This window comes from Neolewinella xylanilytica, from assembly GCF_002934605.1.
In the GTDB taxonomy this organism is placed as follows: Bacteria; Bacteroidota; Bacteroidia; order Chitinophagales; family Saprospiraceae; genus Neolewinella; species Neolewinella xylanilytica.
Window position 1 is genome coordinate 1 of the sequence record NZ_PTJC01000011.1, and the last position, 16,078, is coordinate 16,078.

Sequence of the window (16,078 nt, forward strand, 5' to 3'; positions counted from 1 at the left end):
AGGCTTACGCGCCGCAACAACACCCCAAAAGCAGCGGAGCCGAGGGCTTCAGAATGGTGGGTAATTACTTAGCTTAATGGAGTTGGCGCGGTGTTGGGCGAATTTCTTTCTCCACTTTGGATTGCTACAATTGCATTTCCACTGCCGTTTCCGCTATAATACCTCAACAAAATTGGACCACGAGCTAAGTTGAAAACTTAACTTGTAACATGAAGCGATCGAGAAGAAAATTTACCGCCGCCTTCAAGGCAAAAGTGGCGATTGAAGCCTTGAAAGAAAGACAGACGTTGGCCGAGCTGGCGGAGAAATTTGAGCTGCATCCCAACCAAATCAGTCAGTGGAAACAGGAGTTTATCGCCGGCTCCGAGCAGGTTTTCGAGACCGGCAAGGGCAGGTCGACTACTGGACCCGATGAGGTAGCGGCCAGCGAAGCCGAACTGCAGCAGCTTTACGCCAAGATTGGTCAGCTGCAGATGGAGCGCGACTTTCTAAAAAAAACTTAGCCAGATGGGATCACCTGAAGTAAGGCGTGCCGGGGTGGAGACTCAGGCTTCCCTGTCTATCCGCCGGCAGTGTGATTTGCTTTCGGTTAGCCGGGGCAGCGTCTACTATGAGTCCAAAGGCGAGAGCGAGCAGAACCTCGCCATGATGCGGCTGATGGACGCCCACATCCTGGATGAACCTACCGCAGGTGTACTAACGATGCAATCAATGCTTAGAGATAAGGGACACTACGCGGGTTATGAGCGGGTCCGGAGGTTGATGCGCAAAGCCTGTATCCGAGCCATTTACCCGCGTCGGCACCTGACTGTGCTGGGGCAGGCGAAGTACGTTCACCCTTACCTGCTGCGTGAGCTGGAGATTAACCGACCGGGGCAGGTCTGGACCATCGACATCACCTATGTCCCCATGCAGCGCGGCTTTATGTACCTCACGGCAATCATCGACGTGTACTCGCGCTACATCGTAGGCTGGGGCTTAGCCAACACCCTGGCGGCCGAAGCCCGCCTGGGGGTGGTCCGCCAAGCCATTGCTGAACACGGTGCTCCAGAAATCCTGAACTGCGGCGACCAGGGTTGCCAGTTTACCTGTTCGGAGTACGTCAGCTATCTACGAGAACAGGGCATCGCCATCAGCATGGACGGCAAGGGAAGAGCCCTGGACAACATCTACATCGAGCGCTTCTGGCGCACCATCAAGTACCAGCATATCTTCCTGAACCCGGCCGACGACGGCCGGCAGCTGTACCAAGGAATCGAGGAATGGCTGCATCGCTACCACCACCGGGATCACCAGGGAATCGGCCGAGTAAAACCTATTCAGCGGTACCGAAACGCCGCCTAACTTTCAACTAACTAACTTGGCTGTGTGGTCTGAAAACCCGAGGTATTATACTGTGCGTAGTACGCCTGCTGGGTGTAGCCGAGCCAACCGCAGATGCGACCCAGTCCGATGTCCGGGTGGGCGCGCTTCACTTCGTTGGCCGCCTGGCGACGGGCTTTCTTAGCGCGTCGATCCCGGTGTCCTCCTCGACGACCCGTACGAGCGTCCGCAGGGCGAACGCCTCGGCGCGGGCCTCGGCGACGAGGCGCTTGAGCGCGACAGGGTCGCCGGGCAGGGCCTCGGCCACACCCCCCTCGACCACAGCCCCCACTGTCCGTTCTTGGCGATTCACTCGGCAAAACAGACGGAGGCAGGCCGAATTCAACTTAAGCCGTTGCAAGGCGTTTCTTTCACATGACCATATTCCACACGCGCGCAGGGCGCGGAAAACCCCTCCTCCTTGTCCACGGGCTGGGGGCAACCTGCCGCTCGTGGGACACAATTTCGCCCGCGCTTGCCGAGGCCAGAGATGTAATCGCCCTAGACCTGCCAGCCCACGGGCAGTCACCCGAAGAGGCCGATAGCGGCACGTTTGACGGGCTGGCGCGTAGCCTGGACGATTGGCTTAAAGCGGAGAACCTCACAGGGGTCGATATGGTCGGCAGCTCTCTGGGCGCTCGCCTGGTGCTGGAGATGGCTAGGCGCGGCCGTGCCGGTGCGGTCGTCGCGCTAGATCCGGGTGGCTTTTGGCAGGGGTGGGAGCGTACCTTCTTCAACGCCACCATAACGGCATCGCTTGCCTTGGTTCGCGCGGTGCGACCGGCGCTTCCTGCGATCACCGGAAATGTTGTAGGCCGGACCGCCCTTATGGTCCAGCTCTCCGCAAGGCCACGTGCGCTCGATCCCGCATTCGTCGCGCGCGAACTAAAATCATTGGCGGACACGCGTACCGTAGGTTCGCTCGTGAAGGATCTCGCCAAAGGCGCAATGCAGGAGGGTCCTGCGAATACATCTGCACCGGTCGTTATCGGCTGGGGCCGCAAGGATCGGCTGTGTTTACCGCAACAGGCGGACCGCGCGATGGCAGCCTTCCCCAAAGCAAGGATGCATTGGTTTGAGCATAGCGGACACTTCCCGATGTGGGATCAGCCAGAGGAGACAGTCAAGGTCATTCTGGATGCCACGGAGTGACCATGATCACATTGACGCTACAATAGGCGGACTAGCAGTTCAAAGGCTTCAATATGGACTTATTTCGCATTGGCGCATTTTAGGCCGGAAGTCGACTGTCCCATTTCGGAGCGCCGGCCCACCAAAGCCGGCGTGCAACTTCCGAGCCGATAAATGACCTAATCGTTCGGCGCGTTTTTCAGTTCAAATAGCTGCTCGACTGTCGCTTGAAGTGCGTAGGCGAATTTCAAAGCGACAGTAACAGAGGGAGCGAAAACACCATTTTCGACAGTATTGATGGTCTTTCTACTGACGCCCATCCGCTCAGTCGGCGTCCTCGCTGGCTACGAGGCGCTTGTACCACCGCACGAACTCCTTGGCGGTTTCCGCGCTCGGGAGGCCGAAGTCCTCGGCGGCTACGGCGTAGGAGAACTCCCCGGCGAGGTAGCGGACGGCGAGTTCGCGCTTGAGGGAGGGCGGGTAGGTGCCGCGTGGCTTCGTCTGCTTAACTCTTGTCTTCTCCTTACTCAAAACAGTGCATTAGAGTACATTGACCGTAAAGCTATCCTAGGACGACTCAGCCGGTGGCGAATGTCCAAACAGGCTCTTAGCTGTCGATCCGTCTTCGAATCGCTGCACTGCGGCCGTGTTTGAGCTAAAACTTGACACACTTAGTGATCGCCACCTTCCTCCGCTCTCCTTTAATGCATGTTCGACCAACCGCTGCTTCCACCGTTCGGGGAGATCTTCGTGCCGCATAGCTTTTTCTTTGTAGTATCTAGCGTTGGGCTACGCGCGTCGCGCCTGGCGATCAGCCGGCATGGGCGTGTAGCCGGTGTTCCCTGCATTATTATTTCTCTTTTTCCTGCGTTGAACCCATTCCTCCGCAATCTCTGTGAGCAGTGCAATTTCCTTTTCGTAGTCGAGCTTTCTGATGGATTGGGCGCAAACGTCTTTCAGGTGACCTAAAAGATTTTTGTCTTGCCCTGGGTCACCATCGTAGGCATAGTTATCTGTCTCGTGTTGATTCATTCTGATGCGGCAGGTAATTCGGCTGAAGTAGCGAGCAATAGCCTTCTCGTTGCGTGGTTGCTTCTGCACGGCGAGTCCCATACTCATATCTCTACCGAGCCACAACAAATGATCGATACTCGTTCCTGGCTCTTCCGGCCAGTCATTGAGCGTCGGCTCGACAATTGCAGAGTGCAAGTTCATCGGCATTAGAGTTATACCTCTGTTTGCTTCGTACACTGGCATCAGCCACCTAACAAATTGAACCCTCACGCTTCGCTCGCTCTGCACGAGTGATTTGATAAACCCGTTTAACGCTTCCATCGAGTGCTTAGCTACTGTTTCTACGCGGCGGCTCATAAGTGTGGGACGGCTGCTGTTTCCATCCGCTGTCGGCCAGCTGGCTACTGTTTCTGCGCGGTAGCTCAGTAGTGCGGGAGGAATGCTATTTCGACTCTGTCAATGCTGGTTGACTTCCAACTCCAATCATCTCGTATTCGCCCAGTATACTATCGAGGCTATATAGTAAATATGTACTGTCTAAATCACCGACTTGGTCACCGGTTCGGTATACATACTTGACCTCAAGACAATCTTGAACCATAGACCTAATATCTACTTCGTAGGGTAACCAGCCAGTAAAATCTCTAATGTTTGCAGCTTGCCATAGACTATCCCCGTGTATCTCTTCATCTCTTCCTGACTCACTATAGTTTCGTGCCATTTTTCCATCCTTGGCGTGCCTACCAGCAACTTCTCTCCTTGGAGGCCACCACCTGTACTTAACACTAGCCAGCTACCTATTTTCACTAGTTGTTCATCCTGCATCCATTCTTTCCCATAATACTCACCTGTCCCAGTATGAACTGACGGTTTGCGATTTGGTACGTATGTATAAGTTACATCATAGAACCAAGACGCTAAGTCAGCATTGTATTCGTAATCGCATACCAACTCGCCGCCGATTTGCTGATTGATTGTTATTGTATCTCGTATGGAACCAAACGCTTGTTTAAACATGACTGTACATCTGCATGACAATCAAAGCACAACGGTATACAATTTTCCTCAGTCTCTTCACCTCCCTGTGACTTAAGTTTGATGTGGTGAAGCTCAATCTTCAAGCCACAGAATTTATGACAGAGACAACAGTGCCGCCCCGCTTTTACGAGGACATTTTCTCTAACACTAGTGGGCCAACCCATGGATTACAATTTTAGAATTCGATATGACTTGAGAAGGAAATTATTTTTATCAGCTATCCAACAAAATATTTTCGTCACATTTAATTGCAATGGTATAATTCAGTCTAGTGATGTCTACTAGTTCGCGGATTGTAATCGATAAACAGGGAGCACTGGGTTAATTGTGTGACGCGTTAGCCATGTTTTAAGATTATCAAGTGCTAAATAATTTACGCTCTCATTGTATTTTTTCAAATATGACGGATCTTCTTGCACTACAAAGACAGGATAAAGTCTTCTATTGTCGTGCCTTTCCGCCATTGCGTGCTTTACTAGATTGTAATAAAGGCTGATTTGATTGTCATCAAAAAACATCGCGTCTCTTTTGACTTCAATAATATAGACAGCTTGTTCATTCGATGCTAAAATATCGATAAATCTATACTCCATTTTTGACCCCTCATTTAGTTTATATTTTATTCCTAGTTGATGGATAACTGTATCGAAATGTGATTCCAATATATCGCATGTCTTTAGTTCTGTTTCATTGGCATTTGAACTGGCGAGAACAAATCCCCCTATGGTTTTATTTGTTTCTCTGTAGCCGTACTTTAACCTAAGATCTTCATATCCATTTACTAATAAGTATTGCAAAAGGTGAGATGCTTTTGCAGATTCTGGGACATCTACTATTTGTCTAATTTGAAATAGCCAATTAGATCGAATTCTGACATGGCAATTGTTGTGCAATCTCTGAATGTATTCATCATTAATGTATGAATAACTCAATTTTGAGTGGCCTTCACCATAATGATAATTAGGGCAAATTAAATAGTCTCCATAGGGACCAGTTGTTCTCTCAATCTTCGCACCGCATTTATCACAAATTTGTTCATTAATAAGTTTGAGCCTGCCTCTAAGCTTAATCTTGTCTTCATGAAAGATTTTTATTGCATCATTTTCAATGCTGTGATAAGCATCTAGGATCTGACTTTTGAGTAATTCTAATATATTAAAACTTTGCCTGAGGTCATTCTCATATTTTCTAGTGATATTTTTTAGCCAGATTTCTCTTTCATGGCTAGATAAAAATTTGACTTCACTGAATTTCATTCTTCTAAATATGTTCTTCTACACATTAATACTTTTGTCAATAAGTCGAAGGTTTTAGGCTAAGAACGGACCGCCTTTAATGGCGGTCTGTCGCCCAACGGGGGCGCCAACGCAGACCGGCTACCACCAACCAGCATCCGGATCTCGACCAGCTTCAAGGTGACCTATAAAGACATCTTCGGCACCCACCCGCACCATCGCCGGTTTGTCGATGGCGCAATGTTGGGCGATACTTTCTTTGCCTCACATTCATAATTTATAAGATAGTTATTGATGTAAGCTATTTTATATACCTATGGTGTTTCTCCATATTCCCTTTTGAAAAATCATACTTGCATCTAACCTGCCCTCAAAGTCATTCAATGTGAAATTGTCACTTCAAACAACTGGTTTCTGCTGTTATTTACGCTAGATATGGAGTTTTGGTAATACTTTATCAAGTTTCCTTCACCTGAGTTTTGAGCATACGAGATTGCATTATCCAATGATAGCAATGCTTGATCGGTCATTCCTAATTCGTGCTCCATGGCTCCTTTCACCCACCACCCATAGTAATCATTTGAATTTTTAATGATGTAATTTCTGCGCATAAGATTGTAAGCATATTCCCGTTGGCCTGCTGCAAATTTGAGTTTTATAATATGGACGTCTGTTGTATCTGCGCCTTCCAATTCCGCTTCGTGTAGCAATTGATCGGCCAAGCTGAAGGGTGCAAAAAATTGATCTGATATGAAGGCCTTATAGTCTTCTCTAAAGAATTCACAGGTCAACGTAAGCTCATTCATCAATATGCCGAGATAAAGTTGATTTAATGAGTCCGATTGTGAAGCACTTATATTTTTTTGTTCTTCAGCTTGTTGGATAAATTTTTCGTATTCACCCATGCACTGATGTAAGTTTTCTTCAATATCTCGACTTTTGTTAGGTCCAGTAATACGGTAGCAGTTACATGCTTTTTCAATATCAACTAAATATTCTTGTTCCGTCTCCAAGGAACAGTTACTGCACAATAATGAGCCACCGATGGCAACAATACTAATTAGATAAGTGGACAATTTTGCATTTGGATTTCTACTTTTCATTCTAATTGCGTTCTCAAATTTAGTTCTAGGTCTTAACAGTTGCCACCAAGCGTCCTTTTACCTAGAGTCAGTGTATGCTTATCTCGGACCGCCTTAAATGGCGGTCTGTCGCCCAACGGTTACGCCGGCGCAGACCGGCTCCACCGACCAACTCATCAGACCACCACCAGCTCCATCCCCAAATATAAATCACTCTCGACACCTACCCTCTCAGCTGCCGGTTTGAAGCTGGCGTGTTGTTGGGCGAACGCTTTCTAATTACTACACAGCCAGCAAAGCCTTACTTCTGGAAAGGTAAATACTTGATATTTTAACATCTCTCCGGGTTTACATTCTCTTCCACCAGTCCTTTACTAAAGATAGTAGCCTCATTTGTTTGGAGTTGTTCTTCTTGTTGTCACTTAAACCTCCCACATCAGAGTTTAGTAATTTATAATTCCTGAATCTTTCGTCAATGACTGCCGATATTTTGTCGTAATTAGACCAATTATCTTTGACTTCATACAAGGAAGGCAGACAGCTAGCTAGTGTTTTTTCATAATCAATTATATACTGGCCGTATGGCTTTTTGTCGTTTATTGGGTCAAGGTAGTATTTCAAAGTAAAATCTTGCCCCTCAACTGTTAAGTCTTCATTCCAAAATTTACCGTCGCAATACTCAAACAAAAAATCTCTTCCTGATATCTTTCGGTTTTTAACTTCCAATATTGCGGAAGCAGAGTTTTCAGTGTGAACTGTTCCAATCAAATCATTCATAATAATCCAAGTGAGATACATTCCAATATGTGTACCCCCACCTTCTTTAGGCAAACTACTTGGATAAACTCCTCCGTAATGCCAATCTGCCCTATCTATACTTCCCATAGTTAATTCATCACGTTCTGAAGAACGTTAGCGAAACATTAGCTGTTTGTTCCAAAATAAATTTGACTTTCGTGGAAGAATAATACCGCCCAATTTAGAGATGAATCGAAGATAGTTAGATCGTCAGAACCTGGATAAAAAAAATCATCATAGTAGTCAATGACTATCCCCCAAGACGTGACCATGGCGCTTTTATCTGACCAATGTAAATAAATCGGTTCGTCCCGATTCAACCCCAAACCATTTAACCATCTCCTGACACCAGCGACATCTTCAAGTTCAATATCGTAGATTATCAATTGATCGAACATCCTTTTATTAAAGGGGAAATCAATGTGAACACCATTTTTTACTAGAATGTCACTTAATTTTTCTGCCCCTTCAGCGTTAAGTGTAACTAACTGATTTAGAACTGTCAGAGGAAGATTGTTATAATTGTCATCAACAAATCTCCATTTTAGACCGAAGTTAGACATCTCAGTCTTATGGATTTTGACAATATTATAATCGATTGACATTCTATGCGTATTATCCGATAGTAGATTTAAACATGCTCATGAGCACTTCTAGGCATCTATAAGTTTTATACTGAGCGCTATCTACGATTAGTTTTCGTGCCGGCTCTAATGCCGGCATTTCGCCCAACGGGTGCGCCACCGCAGGCCGGCTACAACCAACCAACTTTTGGATCTCGACCAACTCAAAGTCAGCGTTTAAAGTCTTCATCGACTCCCAAAAGCCTTACCGCCGGCTTGACGATGGCGCAATGTTCTGCGCATATTAATTTAAAGCTTCTATTTTCTTAAATCAAAGTAATGGTCTAATTGCGTATATCGCATCTGTAAGTCATATTACCCTGCTGATTCTCCACTTGACTTCGCATATTGTTATTAATTGTTGATTGAAGTACAACGTCAGGTCTTAATTCAAAAAAGTTGTAGACAAAATCTGGGCAATGATTATTGTTTACGTTATAATGCATTTCTATTTGTCTGCTTAGTTTTAAAGTTTCCCCAGTATTTACATTTAGCACAAAGGTTCCTTCGTGCCTTTCTGAGTCTACGTTAATGAAATAGAAACGATTGCCTGGAATAAAATAGCGCAAATTAAATGCATTGGGTTTAGCGCCCGTTAATTTATTGTACCCAGACTTTCCTTTTAAAATGTTTAAGCTACAATTATCGCGTTGCAAATATAGGCTCCCATCAAAATAAGCAACGACTGTTTTGAGATCATTGGAATGACTTTGAAAAGCTCTTTTATAATCTCTGTAATTTATAAATATGCTATCACTACTTACACCATCTAGCTTTCGATCATCACCAGCTACATAAATTGAAAATGACGATTGGTTATTTATTGATATTTTTTTGTATAGCAGATCACCGTCGGATGTAGCAAATTGGTAATATATATAATTACCATTCCTACTTAAATAAAAATCGCTTTTGCACTCTTCATTCAGTTCTGCTAAGAGTTGCAGTTGTTCTTTTGACACATCATATTTATAAATGTTAGTCCTATTGTTTTCATCAAAGTTCCTTACCCATATTTTGTCCTGAGCGAGAATGAAATACTTGGAGTTTTCAGACCATTGAATATTGTCACCACGAAATCTTCCATTTGCTCGCTGTTCATTTGTAGCGTATTCCCCAGTACAATTATCAGTAACCAGAATACGATCACCTCTGTTGTTGACGAGGTAAATACCGCCTTGAAATATCAAAACTGCTAATTGGCCATTTGGCGAAACATATAAACTTCGGTCATTTAGATCCTCTCCTATATCCATAATAGGGTCGCTACTGCAATCTAATTTTCCTTTTTGGTTGTGATAAAGCTTCCCTCCACTTGAATAAAAAACTGCCGAGACTAACTCAATATCAAAACTTTGAAATTCATAAAGTTCCAATTTAGGTTGTTCTAACATTACTTTTTTTATGAAGTTTTGCACCACGAATATCTGTAATCCGCATACAAGCACACCAGCTACAATCAGTAAGCTTATTTTAAGTTTTCTCATATGTCATTTTCTATCCGAAGTTGTGCTGGTTAGTTGCGCAGAACGGTTACGCCGGCGCAGACCGGCTCCACCAACCAGCTCATCGGACCATCACCAACTTCATCCTCTAATATAAAACACCCTAGACACCCTCCCCCACAACTGCCGGTTTGGCGCTGGCGTGTTGTTGGGCGATTAAAATAAGGTTTGACATTAAACCTTATAATATGGTTAGCATTGACGACTTGATCCCAGATTTACAGTTTAGACGTCTTTAAGTTCAACTTAGTACAGTTAATAGATCAGGAATAAACCAGACAAATAGCGATGCAGTAACTATGCCAAAAGAGTTCTTTATTCCTATTGCTTTAGCTTTTGCTACATTTAATTTATCGTCTTTTTCAAATTGCATATCTAAATAAGACTCTCTTAGTTGAATGAAGCAAATCATAATAATAGCTGTTGAAAGTATTGATCCGGGTAGCAATGCCACTTTTGAATACATAAACATCCTCACAAGCGTCTGGCCTACATAGACCTCAATATAATATTTATGTTAGATATTATATTTATTAAATTTAACAGTATTTCATGCAGAAGAAAAATACGTTGCCTCTTAAAATTCATGCTTTTGTTCAGCTATCGTTAGTCTTTACTTTGTTCAATACGCGAATAATTGTTTTCACACTCAAATATAATATTCACTGTTGAACTGATTACCGAGGTAATGCCCCGGATTTTTTCTCCTAGAATGCTTTAATAAATAAATATATGATTTTAGCTTTACTGGTAACGGTGGCCTTGATACCATGTCTTCGCAAATCGTGTTTATGCCATCATGAATATTTACTTCAGTCATAGATTTCCTATTGTAAATTATGGTCTAATTACAAATAGAAATGATTTCGCCTGAAGCTATTAATTCAAGTTTTGAATCCTTTTTACCATTCCACATTACTGTATCAGAATTGTTTGCGAAGATAATTGCCCTTCGGACTAGGCTAGGCTTTACTTCGTAAAAGTATGACTCTGCAGATTCATTGTGATCATCTTTACCTAGTGTGGTAATCAATGTGATGTGCTTATTCGGTTTATCAACCAACCCGATGCCTACAAAAGTTTTCATGCTTTGATAGTCGATGCTGACAGTCCAGTAGTAGCAAGTCGTTCCGACTGTTATTTTACGAATGCCTTTCTTCGGTAGTGCCATATAATTTTGTGTGTTACCTGTTTTTCTATCTGCTAGCTTTAATGCGGGCTATTTCGCCCAACGTTTGCGCCGGCGCAGACCGGCTACCACCGACCAGCAGCGCGGATCTCGACCAACCTCAAGGTAGCTTTTAAGGCTTCATCGACACCAACCCGCACCCTCGCCGGTTTGTCGCTGGCGCGTTCTTGGGCGAATATTCTTCTGCCTTTTCCATTCAAGAGCCGACTAATATAAATCACTTACTGAGCTCCTCGAATCTATTGAAGTATTCCTTATAAACTAGCATATCGATTCCATCTTTGCCTCTCCACCAACAAACAGGGTATCTCCAATCGATGGACTTCACAGCCGGCAAAACTCTTTCATTAGGAGTAGTGTACGAATGACTATAGCCCTTGTAGATACTAGTTTGTAGTAACCCCAGTACCCCAAGCTGATCAATCAGCATCTGTCGTTCCCATTTATTTGATTTTAAGGTTCCTGAAAGCGCTTTCTCCAAATCCCTTGGCTTGGCTAATGCATCTAACATTTGGATTTTGGCAATTATCTCAATAAATATATTATAATCTTCTACTTTAGGCTTAACCTTCGGCATTTGCAAAAATCGCTCAAGATAATAGACTACCGGATAGACCTGATCGATCCGTACTCCGCCAAATCTTGCTAATTCTATTTCTAGTTGATCAGAATCGTCAGCATCACATGTGAAACAATGCCCACAGAATGAACAAGCTCGATTGCCCGAAGGATATATTACTTCTTTAACGTTATGTGTCGGAATGCTTGCTGCAAAAACGTAAGAGGATAGCATCGGACGGTAGGTCAAATCTCTAGTACTAAGGCTGTAGAGGAATGCGTCAGTTACTTCTTCTATATTGATTTTATTTATTACTTCATTCAAGCGTTTATACAATTCTTGATGAGAAATATTATTTTTCATGCTATAATTTATTTGATCTAACTTTTATTTAAAGTGATTGTATATATAATATTTTAAGTTCCGGTTTTCCAAGATTTTTGATCTAGGAACAAGTTGTCTTTCAACGTCATTTCGCCCAACGGTTACGCCGGCGCAGACCGGCTCTACCAACCAGCTCATCGGACCATCACCAACTTCATCCCCCAATATAGATCATGCTCGACACCCCCCCCACAACTGCCGGTTTGACGCTGGCGTGTTGTTGGGCGAATCTATTTTAGGCTACAAAATTTGCCAATCTTTTCCTCTACATCAGGTCGACTATAGCTGTACTCAAACAACTCCTCGCAACTGGCACTGGCTAATCTGTAAGTGTGGCATGCACTCTCTAGACTATCCTGGAACTCATAAATACGCGCTAAGGACAAATAAGATTCTAATTCTGTCGAGTCATTTTTTATTGACAGTCTATAGTTCTGCTTTGCATTATCTAGATCACCTCTCTTTTCATTCAATACAGCTACACCTCGATACGTAAGTGAATTCGCTCGCCCGTCTCGGATGATTTGATTAAATAATTTTTCAGCTCTGTTATATTGCTTCAATTGAATATGGGTCAATCCTAAATAATTTGCTGCTTCAATATTTTGGGGTTCTACTTGTAAAACAGTTTCACCAGTTCGTACAGCATATTCATAGAGCCCCCTATCAAAATACCCGATCAACAATTTTGTTAAAAAGTAAGGGGTAAGTTTTTCTAGCGAGTCGCGTTTCATAGAATAAACAATCACTTGATCAGATAGGCCAAACTCGCTTGAAATGGTTATCATATTTGAGTTGGCGATTAGATAACTCGGGCATATTTTTAATGATGCTTCAAAATCGTCCAACATGCTTACCAACTCTTCCTTGGATACGTTGTGGCCTTTCTTTTGAAATTGGAGTGCTCCTCTGTTGGAGATTGCAATGTAATTTTCTGGATTATGTGTCAAAGCCTCATTATTAATTTTGATGGCTTCAAGGTAATCTTCTGTGCTGATCAGTTTATTTACTCTTTCTACGTAATTCCAATCTAAATCACTTAGGCCGGCCTCACATTCAGCAAGTTCTCTACACGAACTTGCTGAAAGACCAATTATCAAGAATGGAATGAAGATCAAGTTCGTCCGCCATGAAAATAAGGATGAGCAAAACACGAGATTAAGCCATTTAATCAAAATTGATTACTTAACAGTTTAATTATAAATCTACCGTGTACGGCAAATAGCTATTTGATCTGTATGTTAACGGAATGATCTCAATTGTAGTGCTCCTTGAGTGCTTTGTGCCGGCCTTATGCTGGCATTTCGCCCAACGGGCGCGCCACCGTCTGCCCGGGAAGCACCAACCACCAGGCTTTGGCTTGGAACTCAAAGCTAGCCTTTCTGGCATAAGTGAACATGGGCCAAAACCCGGAGCCTGCGGAGGCTTTTGGACCATTGAGAACGTTGCCAGATTGGCAACTACCAACCACCCAGCCCTTTCCCTCAGCGCACCCAGACTCCCGGGTTGACGGTGGCGCTTTGTTGGCGGCAGTGGCCGGTGCACCCATCTATCATTAAGGACCCGGATTGCGCCTTCCGCTAACCGCGACGCAGGTGGGCCGCCGAAGGCGTGGCCACTTGCCGTTGCGGTGCGGAATGGCGCAGTCCGTTGGTGCCGGACCTACTCAGACCGGGAGCGAAGCACCAGGCGAAGTATATTATTTATAGCATCAGAATCGTATGGTCTTTTCAGCCATTGCCGCCAACGGTGGCGCCAACGCAGGCCGGCTACAACCAACTAACTTACGGACAGGGAATTTTCTTTCCTAGCTATTAAAGCAGTCCCGACGCCTAAAAGCATCACCGCCGGCTTGACGATGGCGCAGTGTTGGGCGATTATGGGTAGCTGAATTCTGAAGAACCATCTTCTTTAATCAAACTTTACCTATTAGTAAAATCATGAATAGTAACTTCAACATTTTCCTCTTTAAGTGCCGATAGTATCAAATCTGCGGTTTCATGCGTTGAAAATTTTAGAATTGTTTTGTGGTGTTGGGGAGCTGTCCTAAGTTGCGAGACCGTTTCGGGCATCAAATCTTTCATAGTTTCATATTTCTCTTCAGATGGGCGAATGAAGCCTTTTCTAACATAGAGGTCGTATGCAAACCCTAAAATTTTAAACGACTGACTATCAATTCTGAATTGATTATACCCATTCAAGTTGTAGCCCATGTCCATTATGATAAATTGTGGATACCTTTTTAGGATCTGTTCGAGTTCCTCTATTGATATCGTTGAAGTATAAATTGGTTGTAAATCGTGTAATTCTTGGGTAGTTAATAGGTCATTTTCAATGTATGATTCAAATGATTCACCTAAAACTTCTTCTTCATTACACTCCAAATCAACTCTTGTGACTTTAGGGTTTTCCGTGTCAAATCTGTAATCTAAACATATGAATTCGTGACCATCTCCATTTAATGGTACCAAATATTCAACTTTTGGGTCATCAAATTCTGATCGGAGACGCGCCGTCTCCTCACCGATATTTGGAAATCCTTCACCAATGCCATAGACCTCTTCTAATATTGCATATCCTGTAGTATTTACATATCCACCATTTTGAATAGTCAACAACTCAATCAATTTACTGGGCAACTTAAAACCTATCTGACTTTCTACGGTCTCAATTTTTGATGTGGTCAATCTCCCCTTGTATGATGGTAAATACACTGGTTTGTCCCAAAAGTCATTTGGGTTATATCTGAGTACTTTCTTTGCATCTCCTGAGGTTTCAACCATGCGTTCACTAAAGAGGCTTTTTATAAAGGATTTGAAGTTCATGATGGGGGTTTAGCTAGAGTTAGAACAAGGTACCGAAAGTTAAATACGAGCATATACGATTCATCGAATCATGCCCGTGTATTGTTCAACTAATCTTGTCTCTAAGTACGCACTGATGGATGGTTTTTATCGGCCGCCTTAAAGCGGCTGTCGCCCAACGGGTGCGCCGGCGCGGACCGGCTACCACCAACCAGCACTCGGATCTCGACCAACCTCAAGGTAACTTTTAAAAGCTTCATCGACGCCAACCCACACCATCGCCGGTTTGTCGCTGGCGCGTTGTTGGCGGAAGTTCTTTTTATATTTTTATTCGAGGTTGGTCTACTTAGTCTTTTACAAAAAGGGCTACCCCATATACTTATTTCACTTCACTATAAGCAGGCTTCTAATTATTCCCCAATTTTAAAATTTATATGTCGTATTATTATAAATACACAATATTAATTAGTCTTCTTCCAGTTTTCGTTCCTTTCGTCTGTCTTGTTAAGCCTTCTTGTATATTTAATCATTTCTTTCTCACAAGCTCCAAATTTTTCAAAATTTATTTGTCCTTGAACTAAAGACACTTTATTAGCTCCACCCGAGTAATTCCAGTGTTGGAACTGGTACGGATCATCTTCCCAATAACATATACTACATATATTATATGTTCCTGGTGGCTCTTCGTTTAAGGTTTTATAACCACAACACGGGCAATAATATTTTTCAATCTGGTCCATGCTGGTTTGGGTTTAGTTGTAAGTAATCTTATCTCAGAACGCAATAACAGTTTCAAGTCCACACTTAGACATGGTCGTCGTCAGAATGCGCCCCTCATTTTCGCCTGCGCGTATGTTCAATTTATAATTAATAGTTTCATCGCAGGAGATTCATGCTTGGTGAAGGCCTAATTTTAATATAACTTTTGATTAAATAAAAGCTGACAGCAAGATGGTAATTATCTATCTGATAGCCAATCTTTCAATTTTTTTGATAAAACTGATGATATATTTAATTGGTGCTCTGTCAATTCTTGTTTTCTGAACTTTATGATGTTATCATAAGCTTCCATAAAATTGTACCACCCATCAGTTAACCCGTTGACATACAACTGGGCATCTTTTAATTCATCGACCACATGATGCTTGTTGTCCTTTTTAAGCAAATCGATTAGCTCGTCGAATTTTTGCCAGTAGTTTTCCACGATCCTAAGCAGTTAGATTAATTGATTGGCTCCTGTTCTGCGGGCTTGGATTTCCGCCAACGTTTGCGCCGGCGCAGACCGGCTACCACCAATCAGCACCCGGATTTTTAACAGCCTCAAAGTAACCTATAAACGCTTCATCGACACTAA

Annotated in this window: 18 protein-coding genes and 1 pseudogene; 3 read left to right on the forward strand and 16 right to left on the reverse strand. The window is 43.6% G+C overall.

What is annotated here, in order from left to right:
- Positions 1 to 209: 209 nt before the first annotated feature.
- The 3 genes from CLV84_RS21260 to CLV84_RS21270 all read left to right on the forward strand — a co-directional run bounded on the left by CLV84_RS21260 (position 210) and on the right by CLV84_RS21270 (position 2,514).
- Positions 210 to 503 (forward strand): transposase, encoded by a 294-nt coding sequence (locus CLV84_RS21260; protein WP_104421873.1) that lies wholly within the window; start codon positions 210 to 212, stop codon positions 501 to 503.
- A gap of 4 nt (positions 504 to 507) precedes the next feature.
- Positions 508 to 1,344 (forward strand): IS3 family transposase, encoded by an 837-nt coding sequence (locus CLV84_RS21265; protein ID WP_104421874.1) that lies wholly within the window; start codon positions 508 to 510, stop codon positions 1,342 to 1,344.
- A 393-nt stretch (positions 1,345 to 1,737) separates the two neighbouring features.
- A complete protein-coding gene (locus CLV84_RS21270) occupies positions 1,738 to 2,514 on the forward strand; it encodes an alpha/beta fold hydrolase (RefSeq protein WP_104421875.1) in 777 nt (258 codons plus the stop codon).
- Between the two features lie 158 nt (positions 2,515 to 2,672).
- On the opposite strand, the pseudogene CLV84_RS22410 reads toward CLV84_RS21270, so the two are convergent.
- From CLV84_RS22410 to CLV84_RS21340, 16 genes and pseudogenes are all read right to left on the reverse strand, one after another.
- A pseudogene (locus CLV84_RS22410) lies at positions 2,673 to 2,819 on the reverse strand (helix-turn-helix transcriptional regulator); the annotation flags it as partial.
- On the reverse strand, positions 2,818 to 3,024 hold the full coding sequence (locus tag CLV84_RS21280) for a hypothetical protein (RefSeq protein WP_104421877.1): 207 nt from the start codon (positions 3,022 to 3,024) through the stop codon (positions 2,818 to 2,820). The pseudogene CLV84_RS22410 and the gene CLV84_RS21280, both read right to left, overlap by 2 nt.
- 258 nt (positions 3,025 to 3,282) lie before the next feature.
- Positions 3,283 to 3,708, reverse strand: coding sequence for a hypothetical protein (locus tag CLV84_RS21285; RefSeq protein ID WP_146088898.1), 426 nt, complete (start codon positions 3,706 to 3,708; stop codon positions 3,283 to 3,285).
- A gap of 411 nt (positions 3,709 to 4,119) precedes the next feature.
- The gene (locus CLV84_RS21935) at positions 4,120 to 4,524 is read right to left on the reverse strand and encodes a hypothetical protein (protein WP_170067814.1); all 405 of its coding nucleotides are present in this window, start codon (positions 4,522 to 4,524) and stop codon (positions 4,120 to 4,122) included.
- On the reverse strand, positions 4,485 to 4,709 hold the full coding sequence (locus CLV84_RS22415; RefSeq protein ID WP_104421880.1) for an HNH endonuclease: 225 nt from the start codon (positions 4,707 to 4,709) through the stop codon (positions 4,485 to 4,487). The genes CLV84_RS21935 and CLV84_RS22415 overlap by 40 nt, the downstream gene beginning before the upstream one ends.
- A gap of 117 nt (positions 4,710 to 4,826) precedes the next feature.
- Positions 4,827 to 5,801 (reverse strand): hypothetical protein, encoded by a 975-nt coding sequence (locus CLV84_RS21575; protein WP_146088899.1) that lies wholly within the window; start codon positions 5,799 to 5,801, stop codon positions 4,827 to 4,829.
- Between the two features lie 359 nt (positions 5,802 to 6,160).
- Complete coding sequence (locus CLV84_RS21305; RefSeq protein WP_146088900.1) at positions 6,161 to 6,883, reverse strand: hypothetical protein; 723 nt, start codon at positions 6,881 to 6,883, stop codon at positions 6,161 to 6,163.
- Between the two features lie 327 nt (positions 6,884 to 7,210).
- Complete coding sequence (locus CLV84_RS21310) at positions 7,211 to 7,747, reverse strand: DUF7832 domain-containing protein (protein ID WP_211295322.1); 537 nt, start codon at positions 7,745 to 7,747, stop codon at positions 7,211 to 7,213.
- A 38-nt stretch (positions 7,748 to 7,785) separates the two neighbouring features.
- Positions 7,786 to 8,265 (reverse strand): hypothetical protein, encoded by a 480-nt coding sequence (locus CLV84_RS21315; protein ID WP_104421883.1) that lies wholly within the window; start codon positions 8,263 to 8,265, stop codon positions 7,786 to 7,788.
- 302 nt (positions 8,266 to 8,567) lie between these two features.
- Positions 8,568 to 9,770, reverse strand: a complete 1,203-nt coding sequence (locus CLV84_RS21580; protein WP_146088901.1) for a hypothetical protein — start codon at positions 9,768 to 9,770, stop codon at positions 8,568 to 8,570.
- Between the two features lie 862 nt (positions 9,771 to 10,632).
- Complete coding sequence (locus CLV84_RS21585; RefSeq protein ID WP_146088902.1) at positions 10,633 to 10,959, reverse strand: hypothetical protein; 327 nt, start codon at positions 10,957 to 10,959, stop codon at positions 10,633 to 10,635.
- 235 nt (positions 10,960 to 11,194) lie between these two features.
- On the reverse strand, positions 11,195 to 11,899 hold the full coding sequence (locus CLV84_RS21590) for a hypothetical protein (protein ID WP_146088903.1): 705 nt from the start codon (positions 11,897 to 11,899) through the stop codon (positions 11,195 to 11,197).
- A 251-nt stretch (positions 11,900 to 12,150) separates the two neighbouring features.
- The gene (locus CLV84_RS21325) at positions 12,151 to 13,038 is read right to left on the reverse strand and encodes a tetratricopeptide repeat protein (protein WP_104421885.1); all 888 of its coding nucleotides are present in this window, start codon (positions 13,036 to 13,038) and stop codon (positions 12,151 to 12,153) included.
- Positions 13,039 to 13,842: 804 nt separating this feature from the next.
- Positions 13,843 to 14,745 (reverse strand): SMI1/KNR4 family protein, encoded by a 903-nt coding sequence (locus tag CLV84_RS21330; protein ID WP_104421886.1) that lies wholly within the window; start codon positions 14,743 to 14,745, stop codon positions 13,843 to 13,845.
- 440 nt (positions 14,746 to 15,185) lie between these two features.
- Complete coding sequence (locus CLV84_RS21335) at positions 15,186 to 15,464, reverse strand: CPCC family cysteine-rich protein (protein WP_104421887.1); 279 nt, start codon at positions 15,462 to 15,464, stop codon at positions 15,186 to 15,188.
- A gap of 218 nt (positions 15,465 to 15,682) precedes the next feature.
- Positions 15,683 to 15,928, reverse strand: a complete 246-nt coding sequence (locus tag CLV84_RS21340) for a hypothetical protein (protein WP_104421888.1) — start codon at positions 15,926 to 15,928, stop codon at positions 15,683 to 15,685.
- Positions 15,929 to 16,078: the final 150 nt, after the last annotated feature.

What these genes read in the sequence shown, in the direction of transcription:
- CLV84_RS21260 (WP_104421873.1), top strand. Translation starts at nt 210, where the DNA reads ATGAAGCGATCGAGAAGAAAATTTACCGCCGCCTTCAAGGCAAAAGTG.
- CLV84_RS21265 (WP_104421874.1), top strand. Translation starts at nt 508, where the DNA reads ATGGGATCACCTGAAGTAAGGCGTGCCGGGGTGGAGACTCAGGCTTCC.
- CLV84_RS21270 (WP_104421875.1), top strand. Translation starts at nt 1,738, where the DNA reads ATGACCATATTCCACACGCGCGCAGGGCGCGGAAAACCCCTCCTCCTT.
- CLV84_RS21285 (WP_146088898.1), bottom strand. Translation starts at nt 3,708, where the DNA reads ATGAACTTGCACTCTGCAATTGTCGAGCCGACGCTCAATGACTGGCCG.
- CLV84_RS21935 (WP_170067814.1), bottom strand. Translation starts at nt 4,524, where the DNA reads ATGTTTAAACAAGCGTTTGGTTCCATACGAGATACAATAACAATCAAT.
- CLV84_RS22415 (WP_104421880.1), bottom strand. Translation starts at nt 4,709, where the DNA reads ATGGGTTGGCCCACTAGTGTTAGAGAAAATGTCCTCGTAAAAGCGGGG.
- CLV84_RS21575 (WP_146088899.1), bottom strand. Translation starts at nt 5,801, where the DNA reads ATGAAATTCAGTGAAGTCAAATTTTTATCTAGCCATGAAAGAGAAATC.
- CLV84_RS21305 (WP_146088900.1), bottom strand. Translation starts at nt 6,883, where the DNA reads ATGAAAAGTAGAAATCCAAATGCAAAATTGTCCACTTATCTAATTAGT.
- CLV84_RS21310 (WP_211295322.1), bottom strand. Translation starts at nt 7,747, where the DNA reads ATGGGAAGTATAGATAGGGCAGATTGGCATTACGGAGGAGTTTATCCA.
- CLV84_RS21315 (WP_104421883.1), bottom strand. Translation starts at nt 8,265, where the DNA reads ATGTCAATCGATTATAATATTGTCAAAATCCATAAGACTGAGATGTCT.
- CLV84_RS21580 (WP_146088901.1), bottom strand. Translation starts at nt 9,770, where the DNA reads ATGAGAAAACTTAAAATAAGCTTACTGATTGTAGCTGGTGTGCTTGTA.
- CLV84_RS21585 (WP_146088902.1), bottom strand. Translation starts at nt 10,959, where the DNA reads ATGGCACTACCGAAGAAAGGCATTCGTAAAATAACAGTCGGAACGACT.
- CLV84_RS21590 (WP_146088903.1), bottom strand. Translation starts at nt 11,899, where the DNA reads ATGAAAAATAATATTTCTCATCAAGAATTGTATAAACGCTTGAATGAA.
- CLV84_RS21330 (WP_104421886.1), bottom strand. Translation starts at nt 14,745, where the DNA reads ATGAACTTCAAATCCTTTATAAAAAGCCTCTTTAGTGAACGCATGGTT.
- CLV84_RS21335 (WP_104421887.1), bottom strand. Translation starts at nt 15,464, where the DNA reads ATGGACCAGATTGAAAAATATTATTGCCCGTGTTGTGGTTATAAAACC.